This is a genomic window from Amycolatopsis sp. WQ 127309, assembly GCF_023023025.1.
Lineage (GTDB): Bacteria > Actinomycetota > Actinomycetes > Mycobacteriales > Pseudonocardiaceae > Amycolatopsis.
On sequence record NZ_CP095481.1, the window covers coordinates 8,109,190 to 8,121,332 of the forward strand.

Consider the following 12,143-nt stretch of genomic DNA (forward strand, 5'->3'; position numbering starts at 1 on the left):
ACTCGCGTGTCTGGCCCCGTAATCCACGTGATTGGGGCCGGAACTCGCGAGTTCCGGCCCCAATCACGTCAGTTCCGCCCTCAATCACGCGAGTCACGGGACCGATCACGTCGGTTCCGGCGCCGATCACGGGCGCGGACAGACAAAAGCCGGGCCGGGGAACGTGTCCCCGGCCCGGCTTTCGTGTGGAGCTTAAGCGGTTTCGGTCTGGAACGTGCGGGTGTTCCAGCGCAGGGCCAACGCCGCCAGCGCGATGATGACCACCGCGCCCATCAGGGTCGGGACCAGCGGGAGGGTCTCGCGGAAGCTCGCGCGGCTGATGTCCACGATGTACGCGAGCGGGTTGAAGCGCGACAGGACGTACAGCCACGTCGGGGCGCGGTCGGGGGTGATCGGGAGCAGGATGCCCGACAGCAGCGTCAGCGGCAGGATCGCGATGTTCACCAGCGACGAGAACGCGTCCTCGTTCTTCAGCTTCAGCACGATCGCGTGCGAGCAGCAGGCGATCGTCATCGACGTCAGCGCCGCGATCGCCAGCACCAGCAGCACACCCACGATGCTCAGCGAGACGCCGAAGACGCCGCCCGCCAGTACCAGGATGATCACGCTCTGGATCAGCGACAGCGTCACCGACGGCAGGGCCTTGCCCAGGCTCAGCGACGTCCGGCTGACCGGGGTGACGCGCAGCCGGTCCAGGGTGCCGTTGCGGAGGTTGCTCAGCAGGATGTAGCCGCCGTAGATGCCGTTGGTCGCCGCGATCTGGACGATCAGCGCCGGGGTCAGGTCCACCCACGACGTGCCCGCCGGGGTGCCCGGCGCGCGCGTCACCAGCACGGCCAGGAGCGGCCCGCACAGCACCAGGTACAGCACCGGCTGGATCATGCCCATCATCAGGTACGGCTTGTTCCGCAGCGTGACGGCCAGTTCGCTGCGGTAGATCAGGGTCGCTTCACGCAGCATCGGTGACTCCGTCGGGTTCGAGTCCGGCGGCGGCCGGCTCGCGCAGGCTCCGGCCGGTCAGGGTGAAGAACACGTCGTCGAGCGTCGGCCGCTGGACGCGCAGCGCGACCAGCGGGATGTCCGCCCGGTCCAGCGCCCGGACCAGCGGCGACAGGACCTCCTCGCTGTGCGCGACCTGGAAGTGCAGGGTCGCGCCGTCGCGCCGCAGCCGTTCCGCCGAGCCCAGGCCGGCGACGACCAGCTCGGCGTGGTCGGCGAGCTCCTCGGGCACCGTGACCTCGACGCCGTCGCCGAGCAGCCGCGACTTCAGCGCGTCCGGGGTGTCCTCGGCGACGATCACGCCGTTGTCGATGATCTGGATCCGGTCGGCCAGCGCGTCGGCCTCGTCGAGGTAGTGCGTCGAGAGGAACACCGTGACGCCCTGCTCGTCGCGCAGCCGCCGGATGTGGCTCCACAGGTGGGCGCGGCTCTGCGGGTCGAGACCGGTGGTCGGCTCGTCGAGGAACAGCAGCGCCGGGCTGTGGACCATGCCGAGCGCCAGGTCGAGCCGGCGCCGCTGGCCGCCCGAGAGCGTCACCGTGAGGCGGTCCTGCAGGCCGTCGAGGTCGAGCTGGTGCGAGATGTCCCGCGCCCGCTCGAGCGCGTCGGACTTGTTGAGGCCGTACAACCGGCCCTGCAGCACCAGTTCCTCGCTGACCTTGCGCTCCTCGACCGTACCGCCGCCCTGGGCGACGTAGCCGATGTGCCGGCGCACGCTCGTCGGTTCGGTGAGCAGGTCGGCACCGGCGATGGTCGCCGTGCCGGCCGTCGGCTTGATCAACGTCGTCAGCATGCGCATGGTCGTGGTCTTCCCAGCGCCGTTCGGGCCGAGGAACGCCACGATCTCGCCGGCGCCGACGTCCAGGTCGACGCCGCGCACCGCCTCGACCGTGCGGCCCTGCGCGGTGAACGTCCGGGCCAGCCCCTGGGCCTTGATCATCGATACCTCCGGGTGCGCCGGCCGGTCACCGGGCGAGCCGGGCCGACGGGGTGGGTGACTGCGCGGCCGGCTCGCCGGTGACGAGGGACAGCAGCAGGTCGGCAGCGGTTTCGCGGCCGCGGCCGGGTTCGTGCTGCAGCCGGGCGATTTCCCGGGCCCGGGTGGTGAACTCGGGGTTCCGCAGCACTTCGGTCAGCTTCGCGACGGTGTCGTCGACGTCGACGATCTCGGGCCGGTCGACCACCAGGCCGACGCCGAGGTCCCGGCCGCGCACAGCCTGGTCGTAGCAGTCGACGAACAGCGGGCGGGTCAGCAGCGGCTTGCCGAAGTAGAGGCTCTCGACGAACCCGTTGCCGCCGCCGTGGGTGAAGTGGGCGCGCACGTGCGGGTGGGCGAGGACGTCCAGCTGCGAGGGCAGCCACTTCTCGATCCGCAGGTTCGCGGGCAGGTCGTCGGGCAGGAGCTTGTGGGCCGCGGCGGGCAGCCGCCACAGCACGGAGTGGTCGCCGTAGAGGCGCCGCACGACCTCGACGAGGTTCGCGACCTCGGTCGCACCCAGCCGGGCGACCGTGCCGAACCCCATGTACACCACGGATTCGTGCCGGTCGAGCCAGCCCTTGACGTCCTGCTCGTCCGGCAGCTCCGGGATCGGCGGCAGGATCGCGCCGAGCATCCGGAAGTGCTCCGGGATCTCGAGCGGGTAGTCGAGCTCGGCCAGGGTGTAGCTGAACACCAGCTTCGCCTGGTCGATCCGGGACGTGTACTTCGCGGCCAGCCGCGACACGCCCAGCTCCTTGTTGGACTTGACGTACTCGACGACCCGCCTGCGCAGCAGCGAGTCCGCGATGAACAGACGGCCGCGGCGGCGGCGGAAGGCGTTGTTCTCCCGGCGCTGCTTGGGTGTCATGTCCTGCGGCAGCCCGGAGTGCGGGGCGGGGTAGGTCTTCGGGAGCTTGTTGACGAGGTTGCTCGGCGAGAACGGCGCGCTGACGACGTACGGGATGCCGTAGGTGACGGCCAGCTCGAAACCCGCGTGCAGCAGGGAGTCGATCACCATGAGCGCCGGCTCGACCTCGCGGACGATCTCCTCGAGCGCGCGGTAGGTCGCGTTGCGGAAGCGGGTGTCGAAGGTCTGGCGCATCAGCGCCTTGTGCGCCTTCCAGCGGGACTGCTGGGTGACGGCCGCGTAGGTCTCGTCGTCCCAGGCACCCGAGGACAGCTCGGGGATCGGCGCGCCGAGCGACCGGAACGCGACGCTGCCGATCGCCTCGACCTCGTCACGGCGGTTGTCGCTCGTCGCGAAGTACAGGTCGGGAACGTCGCGCCGGGAAAGTTCGGCGGCCAGCACCAGCTGGGGGTTGATCAGTCCGCTGTCCGGCGAGCTGACGAAGAGGATCGGGCGCCGATCTCGGCTCATGGTCGAGCACCTTTCACGGACGGGAAGCGCGCGGACCGGGCGACCGTAACAGCGGAGTTTCCGTGATTTACCTACTGTTGCGCGCGGTCCGCGGCGCTGGGGGAGCGGCCGGCACGGCGCCGGGAGCGGCCAACACGGCGTCTGCAGCGGCCAACACGGCGCCCGGAAGGGCCGACACGGCGTCCGGAGGGGCCAAGCGTTGGCGTGTTGGCCGCTCTCGCGCGTGTGTTGGCCGGTGTGGGCTCCGGGGGCGGCCGGAAAGACTAAGGGTTTGCGGGCGTGGGGTGGGTTTGACTCACGCGATGCGGAATCCGGACCCGGCCCCGGGATCCGGCGCCGCCGGACCCGTCCGGACGACACCGAGAGGCCAGGATGGCTAGCGAGAGCCAGCTTCGTGACTACCTCAAGCGCGTCACCGCCGACCTGCACCGGTCCCGGCAGCGCGTGCGCGAGTTCGAGACGGCCGCGTCCGAGCCGATCGCCGTGATCGGGATCGGCTGCCGGTTTCCCGGCGGCGTCTCCTCGCCGGAGCAGCTGTGGGACCTCGTCGCGGCCGGCACCGACGCGATCGGGCCGCTGCCCGCGGGCCGCGGCTGGGACGCGCTGCTCGCCGGCGTCGACCGCAGCACCGTCAGCCTCGGTGACGTCGACGCCTGGCGCGGCGGCTTCGTCGACGAACCCGACCGCTTCGACGCCGGCTTCTTCCGCATCTCCCCGCGCGAGGCCCTCGCCATGGACCCGCAGCAGCGCGTGCTGCTGGAGGTCACCTGGGAGGCCCTCGAACGCGCCCGGATCGTCCCCGCGAGCCTGCGCGGCAGCCGCACCGGCGTCTTCGTCGGCACCAACGGCCAGAGCTACGGCAAGCTCCTCGCCGCGTCCGGCGAGACCGTCGAAGGGCACACCGGCACCGGCAACACCGCCGCGGTGCTGTCCGGCCGGATCGCCTACGCCTTCGGGTTCGAAGGCGCCTCGGTCACCGTCGACACCGCCTGTTCGTCCTCGCTGGTCGCCGCGCACTGGGCGACGCAGTCCCTGCGCTCCGGCGAATGCTCCCTGGCCCTCGCCGGTGGTGTCACGGTCATGGCGACGCCCGAAGCGTTCGCCGAGTTCAGCAAGCAGGGCGGCCTCGCGCCGGACGGCCGCTGCAAGGCCTTCGCCGACGGCGCCGACGGTGTCGGCTGGTCCGAAGGCGCCGGCATCCTCGTGCTGGAACGGCTTTCCGACGCGCAACGCCACGGCCACCCGGTGCTCGCCGTGCTGCGTGGCACCGCCGTGAACTCCGACGGCGCCAGCAGCGGCCTGACCGTCCCCAACGGACCGTCGCAGCAGCGCGTGATCCGCTCGGCGCTCGCCGCGTCCGGCCTGACGACGAACGACATCGACGTCGTGGAGGCCCACGGCACCGGCACGAAGCTCGGCGACCCGATCGAGGCCCAGGCGCTGCTCGCGACCTACGGCAAGGACCGCGAGACGCCGCTGCTGCTGGGCTCGGTGAAGTCGAACTTCGGCCACACCCAGGCCGCCGCCGGGGTCGCCGGGATCATCAAGATGGTCATGGCGATCCGCCACGGCGAAGTGCCGCGCACGCTGCACGCCGAGACGCCGTCGTCCGAGGTGGACTGGTCCGCCGGCGCCGTCACCCCGGTGACCGAGCAGGTGTCCTGGCCCGAGACCGACCGCCCGCGCCGCGCGGCGGTGTCGTCGTTCGGGGTCAGCGGGACCAACGCCCACACGATCGTCGAGCAGGCCCCCGAGCCCGAAACCGTCGAGCCCACGACCACCGCGGGCCCGGTGCCGTGGTTCGCCTCGGCCCGCTCCGAGACGGCGTTGCGAGCCCAGGTCGAGCGCCTTCTCGCCGCCACCACCCACACGACACCCGCCGCCGACGTCGCCCTGTCGTCGGCGGTGACGCGCGCGGGGTTCGAACACGGCCTGGCCGCCGTCGGCCCGGACTCCGCGACCCTGCGCGAAGCCCTGCGCGGCTGGCTCGACAAGGGCGCGGCTCCCGGCGTCACCACGGCGTCCGCGGTCCGCGGCGAGACGGCGTTCCTGTTCTCCGGCCAGGGCGCGCAGCACCGCGACATGGGCCGCCGCCTGGCCGAGGTCTACCCGGCCTTCGCGGCCGCCTTCGACGAGATCGTCGAGCGATTCCCGGACCTGCGCGACGCCCTCGGCGACGACCGGATCGACCGGACGGAGTTCGCGCAGCCCGCGCTCTTCGCGTTCGAGGTCGCGCTGGCGAGGCTCCTCGACACCTGGGGCGTGCGCCCGGACCACGTCGCCGGGCACTCGGTCGGCGAGATCGCCGCCGCGCACGTCGCCGGCGTCCTGACCCTCGACGACGCCTGCACGCTGGTCGCGGCCCGCGCCCGGCTGATGGGCGCGCTGCCCGAGGGCGGCGTGATGGTCGCCGTGCGCGCGTCCGAAGTGGACGTTCAGCTGGTGCTGGAGGACGGCGTCGACATCGCCGCCGTCAACGGCCCGGAGTCGGTCGTGCTCTCCGGCGTCGAGGACGCCGTCGTCGCGGTCGCCGCCAAGTTCGCCAAGCACCGCCGCCTGCGCGTCTCGCACGCGTTCCACTCGGTCCTGATGGAGCCGATGCTGGACGAGTTCCGCCAGGTCGTCGCGCAACTCGCTTTTTCCACCCCGCGCGTTCCGGTCGTCTCGGCCGGCGACGTCACCGACCCGGAGTACTGGGTCCGGCAGGTCCGCGACACCGTCCGCTTCGGCGACGCCCTGTCCCGGCTCGCCGAAGCCGGCGTGACGCGGTTCGCCGAGGTCGGCCCGGACGCCGTGCTGTCCGGCCTGGTCGACGCGGCCGTCGTCGTGCCCCTGTCCCGCCGTGACCACGACGAGGACACCGCGCTGGTCACCGGGCTCGCCGCACTGCACGTCGGCGGCGGGACAGTCGACTGGACGGCCGTGCTCGCCGGGGCCCGCCTGGTCGACCTGCCCACCTACCCGTTCCAGCGCGAGCGGTACTGGCCCACGCTCACCGTCCGCGCCGGCAACGCCGCCGGGCTCGGTCTCGCGGCCGTCCGCCACCCGCTACTCGGCGCCGCCCTCGACGTCGCCGGGACGACCGAGTCCCTGCTCACCGGGACGCTCTCGCTGGCCACCCAGCCGTGGCTCGCCGCGCACCTGGACGACGGCCGGATCACCTTCCCCGGCGCGGGTTTCCTCGAACTCGCCCTGCGTGCGGCCCGCAACCTCGGCTGCCCGGAGATCACCGAGCTGACGCTCACCACGCCGCTGGTGCTCGGCCCGTCCGACGCCCTGGTCCTGCAGGTGCGCGTCGGCTCACCCGAGGCCGACGGCAGCCGCCCGATCGACGTCCACAGCGCGCCCGCCGGCACCGACGTGCCGGACTGGACCCACCACGCCACCGGCACCCTCGCCGCCGGCCCCGGCCCGGAACCCGCGGTGCTCACCGAAGGCGCGTACCGCACCGACATCACCCTGCCGGACACCCTCGACGGGCACTTCGACCTCCACCCGCTCCTGCTGGCCGAGGCGCTGCGCGCCTGCGTCGCCGACGGCGAGCCCACCCCGGAACCCCGGGTCTGGCGCGGCGTTTCCCTGCACGCCCAGGGCATGACCCGGCTGCGGCTGCGGGTGGCGCCGCTCGATGACGCATCCGTGAGCCTGGCCCTGCTCGACTCCGCCGATCGGCCGGTGTTCCTGGCCGGCGCAGTCGAGTTCGCCGGCGGCACCGGCCTGGCCGACCTGTCGGACCTCGCCGCCGGGCCGGTCGCCCGCGTCGCCGCCAGCCCCCTGGCCGGGAACTGGGCCGACCTCGGCGAGGCCGACCGCACCCGCGCGGCCGAAGACCTGGTCCGCACCACCGTCGCCGCGGTGCTCGGTCACGGCGACACCGGCGCGGTCGGCACCGGCCAGCCGTTCACCGACCTCGGCTTCGACTCGATGATGTCGGTCGAACTGCGCAACCGCCTCACGGCCGCAACGACCCTGGACCTGCCGGCCACGCTCGTGTTCGACCACCCCACCCCGGCCGACGTCGCCCAGCTGCTGCTCGCCGGCCTCTTCGGCGAAGCCGAGCGCACCGGCCCGGTCCGCCGCACCCGGGCGCGCGGAGACGACCCGGTCGTCATCGTCGGCATGAGCTGCCGCTACCCCGGCGGCGTCCGGTCCCCGGCCGACCTCTGGACGATGGTCTCGAACGGCGACGACGCCGTCGGCCCGTTCCCCGCCGACCGCGGCTGGGACCTCGCCACGCTCGCCGCGGGCGCGTCCGCCACCACCTACGGCGGCTTCCTCGACGAGATCGACCGCTTCGACGCCTCCTTCTTCGGCATCTCGCCCCGCGAGGCCCTCGCCATGGACCCGCAGCAGCGCCAGGTGCTCGAGACGTCGTGGGAGGCCTTGGAAGACGCCGGGATCGACCCGCTCGGCCTGCGCGCCAGCGCGACCGGCGTGTTCGTCGGCACCAACGGCCAGGACTACGCGAGCGTGCTCGCCGGCAGCGACGCCGACGTCGGCGCGCACGCCGGCCTCGGCAACGCGGCGAGCGCCGTCTCCGGCCGGGTGTCCTACGTGCTCGGCCTCGAAGGTCCGTCGATGACCGTCGACACGGCCTGTTCGTCGTCGCTGGTCGCGCTGCACCTCGCGAGCCAGGCGCTGCGGGGCGGCGAGTGCTCGCTCGCCATCGTCGGCGGCGTGCTCGTGATGTCCAGCGCCAACTACTTCCTCGGCACCAGCCAGCAGGGCGGCCTCGCCCCGGACGGGCGCTGCAAGGCGTTCGCCGACGCGGCCGACGGCACCGGCTGGGCCGAAGGTGTCGGCATGCTGGTCGTCGAACGCCTCTCCGACGCCCGCCGCAACGGCCACGAGGTCCTCGCCGTGGTGCGCGGCTCGGCGGTCAACTCCGACGGCGCGTCCAACGGCATCACCGCGCCCAACGGCCCGTCCCAGCGCCGGGTGATCCGCGCCGCACTGGCGGACGCCGGACTGTCCACATCGGACGTCGACGTCGTCGAGGCGCACGGCACCGGCACCACGCTGGGTGACCCGATCGAGGCGCAGGCGCTGCTGGCCACCTACGGTCAGGACCGCGAGAACCCCTTGCTGCTCGGGTCGTTCAAGTCCAACATCGGCCACACGCAGGCGGCCGCCGGGGTCGGCGGGATCATCAAGATGGTCCAGGCGATGCGCCACGGCGTCGTGCCGCCGACCCTGCACGTCGACGCGCCTTCGTCCCATGTGGACTGGACGACCGGCGCCATCGAGCTGGTCACCGAGCCGACACCGTGGCCAGCGGCCGAACGCCCGCGTCGCGCCGGCGTCTCCGCCTTCGGCGTCAGCGGGACGAACGCGCACGTCGTCCTGGAACAGGCCCCGGCCGCCCCGGCGCGGAAGCCGGATCCGGAACCCGCGGTCGTCCCGTGGCTGCTGTCCGCGGCGAGCCGCTCCGCGCTCCAGGCGCAGGCCGCCCGGCTGATCGACGCGGAGACCACGCCGGTCGCCGCCACCGGGCTCGCCCTCGCGACCCGACGCGCCGCGCTGGCCCACCGCGCGGTCGTCGTCGGCGCCGACCCGGCCGCGCTGCGCTCCGGTTTGGCCGCGCTGGCCGCCGGGGACGAGGCCGGGAACGTCGTCGAGGGCACGGCCCGCGACGGCGGCCTCGCGTTGCTGTTCACCGGGCAGGGCTCGCAGCGGCTCGGCATGGGCCGCGACCTGCACACCCGCTTCCCGGTCTTCCGCGACGCCTTCGACGAAGTCTGCGCGCAGTTCGACGGACCTCTGCGTGACGTCGTCTTCGGTGACGACGCGGCGCTGCTCGACACGACCGGCTGGGCGCAGCCCGCGATCTTCGCGCTGGAAGTCGCGCTGCTGCGGCTGATCGAGTCCTGGGGCGTGCGGGCCGACCACTTCGCCGGCCACTCGATCGGCGAGATCGCCGCCGCGCACGGCGCCGGGGTGCTGTCCCTGGAAGACGCGTGCACGCTCGTCGCCGCCCGCGCCCGCCTGATGCAGGAGCTGCCGGAGGGCGGCGCGATGATCGCGCTGCGGGCGAGCGCCGACGAGGTGCGGCCGCTGCTCGGCCCGGACGTCTCACTCGCCGCGGTCAACGGGCCCGCGTCCGTCGTGATCGCCGGGACCGAAGCGGCCGCTGAAGCCGTCGCCGCGCAGTTCGAGAAGGCGCGGCGGATCACCGTCAGCCACGCTTTCCACTCGCCGCTGATGGAACCGATGCTGGACGACTTCGCCAAGGTCGTCGCCGGGCTCGACCTGCGTGTGCCGCGGCGGGCGATGGTGTCCGCCGTGACCGGGCGGCCCGAGCGCGAGCTGCTGGCCACCGCGCAGTACTGGGTCGACCACGTCCGCCAGACCGTCCGGTTCGGTGACGCCGTCGCCGACCTCGCCGCCCGCGGCGTCACGCGGTTCGTCGAGGTCGGCCCGGACGGCGTGCTGTCCGGCATGGCCGCGGAGATCCTCGACGACGCCGTGCTCGTGCCGCTGCTGCGGTCGGGCCGCGACGAAGAGACCACGGTCGTCACCGCGCTGGCCCGCCTGCACGCCGACGGCGTCGACGTCACCTGGCCCGCGTTCTTCGCCGGCGCCGACGCGCGGGGTGTCGCCCTGCCGACGTACCCGTTCGCGGGCGAGCGCTTCTGGCCGCAGCCGGCGGCCGTCGCGACGCCGGTGGAAAGCGGCGGCGACGAGGAGTTCTGGGCCGCCCTCGACGGCGCCGACTTCACCGGGCTGGCCGCCGAGCTCGACGCGAACGCCGACGAACTCGCCCGCGTCCTGCCCGCGCTTTCCGCACGCCGCAAGGGACACGTGGACCGCACGATCACCGACGGCTGGCGCTACCGCGTCGACTGGCAGCCCCTGACGGCCACCGCCGCGCCGCGCCGTGAGGACTGGCTGGTCGCCGTGCCCGCCGCCCTCGACGGCGACGAGCGGATCGACGTCATCGTCGACGCGCTCGGCGCCGATACCGTCCGGCTGGTCGTCGACACGCCGGACCGCGACGTCCTCCACGACCGGATCACCGCCCTGCTCGAAAGCTTCCCGCGCCCGGCGGGGGTCTTGTCGTTGCTGGCCCTGGACGAGGAACCCGCGGCCGACACGCCGTCGGTGCCCGCCGGGCTCGCGACGACGGCCGCGCTCGTCCAGGCCCTCGGCGACGCCGGAGTGGACGCGCCGCTGTGGTGCGTCACCACCGGCGCCGTCCGGATCGGCCCGGCCGACGCCGCCGGGAGCCTGGCGCAGGCCGCCGTCTGGGGCCTGGGCCGGGTCGCCGCGATGGAGTACCCCGGCCGCTGGGGCGGTCTCGTCGACCTGCCCGCCGACTTCGACCCCCGCGCGCTCACCCGCCTGCCCGCGACGCTGGCCGCGGCGGGGGAGGAGGACCAGCTCGCGCTGCGCCCCGGTGGCGCGCACGTCCGCCGTCTCGTGCCCGCCCCGGCCGGAGCGCCGGTGCCGGACCGGGCCGCCGTCCCGAAGGACGGCACGGTCATCGTCACCGGTGGTACCGGCGCGCTGGGCGGCAAGCTCGCGCACTGGCTCGCCGGCGAAGGTGCCGGGCACATCGTCCTCACCAGCCGTCGCGGCCTCGACGCGCCGGGCGCCCGGGAGCTGGCCGACGACCTGACGGCGTCCGGTGCCCGCGTGACCGTCGCCGCCTGCGACGTGTCCGACAGGGCCGCGCTGGCCGATCTCATCCAGGGTCTGCCGGAGGAGTTCCCGCTGCGTGGTGTGGTGCACGCCGCCGGTGTGCTCGACGACTGCGTGGTCGACGCCGTCGACCCGGGCCGGTTCGAGACCGTGCTGCGGCCCAAGACCGCGGCCGCGCTGAACCTGCACGAGCTGACCGCGGACCACGACCTGAGCATGTTCGTCCTGTTCGCCTCGATCGCCGGCACTGTCGGCGGTCCCGGCCAGGGCAGTTACGCCGCCGCCAACGCCGTGCTCGACGCCCTCGCCGAACAACGCGCCCGCGACGGGCTGGCCGCGACGTCGGTCGCCTGGGGCGCCTGGGGTGAGGTCGGCATGGCCGCCGACCCGGCGATCCAGGAACGCATGCGCCGCAGCGGCGCCGCGGCCCTCCCGCCGAGACGCGCGCTCCTCGCCCTCGGCGAGGCCCTGCGCCGCGGCGACGTCTCGCTGACCGTCGCCGACATCGACTGGAGCCGCTACGCGCCGGGCATGGCGCTGATGCGGATGACCCACCTGCTCGACGGGGTCCCGGCCGCCCGCGCCGCCGTCGAGGCCGCGCGGCGCGAACCGGAAGCGGCGGAAACCTCGCTCGTCGACGAGCTGGCCGCGATGTCCGAGCCGGAGCGGGTCAGCACGCTGTCCCGCGCGGTGCGGACGGCGGCCGCGATGATCCTCGGGCACTCCTCGCCCGACGCGATCGAGCCGGAGGCCAAGTTCGGCGGCCTGGGCTTCGACTCGCTGAGCGCGGTCGAGTTCCGCAACCTGCTGGCTCGCCGCACCGGGCTGAACCTGGCGCAGGGCATCGTCTTCGACCACCCGACGCCGCTCGCGCTCGCGCAGTTCCTGCGGACCGAGCTGGTGCCGGCGGACCGGCCGGCGGCCGATCCGCTCACCGAAGAACTGGACCGGCTGGAACGGGCGCTGGCGGGCGCCCAGCTCAGCGACGTCCGCAAGGACGACCTCACCCGCCGGCTGCACGGGCTGCTCGACGGGATGCGGTCCGACCGCGTCGCCGGCGACGTCGTCCTGGCGGCCTCGGACGACGAAATGTTCGACCTGCTCGGCAAGGAGTTCGGGATCTCGTGAACAGCCACGATGGGCGAG

4 protein-coding genes are annotated in these 12,143 nt (G+C 73.7%); 1 reads left to right on the forward strand and 3 read right to left on the reverse strand.

Features of this window, described 5'->3' with window-relative positions; genetic code table 11:
* Nucleotides 1-192 precede the first annotated feature (192 nt).
* The 3 genes from MUY22_RS36305 to MUY22_RS36315 are packed head-to-tail and all read right to left on the reverse strand — an operon-like array spanning nt 193 to nt 3,356.
* Nucleotides 193-960, reverse strand: coding sequence for an ABC transporter permease (locus tag MUY22_RS36305; RefSeq protein ID WP_247051689.1), 768 nt, complete (start codon nt 958-960; stop codon nt 193-195).
* Nucleotides 950-1,939: an ATP-binding cassette domain-containing protein gene (locus tag MUY22_RS36310; RefSeq protein ID WP_247051690.1), complete on the reverse strand. Its 990-nt coding sequence runs from the start codon at nt 1,937-1,939 to the stop codon at nt 950-952. Before MUY22_RS36310 ends, MUY22_RS36305 begins: the two co-directional genes overlap by 11 nt.
* Before the next feature lie 25 nt (nt 1,940-1,964).
* Nucleotides 1,965-3,356, reverse strand: a complete 1,392-nt coding sequence (locus MUY22_RS36315; protein ID WP_247051691.1) for a glycosyltransferase — start codon at nt 3,354-3,356, stop codon at nt 1,965-1,967.
* 372 nt (nt 3,357-3,728) lie between these two features.
* Between MUY22_RS36315 and MUY22_RS36320 the strand changes: the two genes are divergently transcribed.
* A complete protein-coding gene (locus MUY22_RS36320; protein ID WP_247051692.1) occupies nt 3,729-12,125 on the forward strand; it encodes a type I polyketide synthase in 8,397 nt (2,798 codons plus the stop codon).
* Nucleotides 12,126-12,143 lie beyond the last annotated feature (18 nt).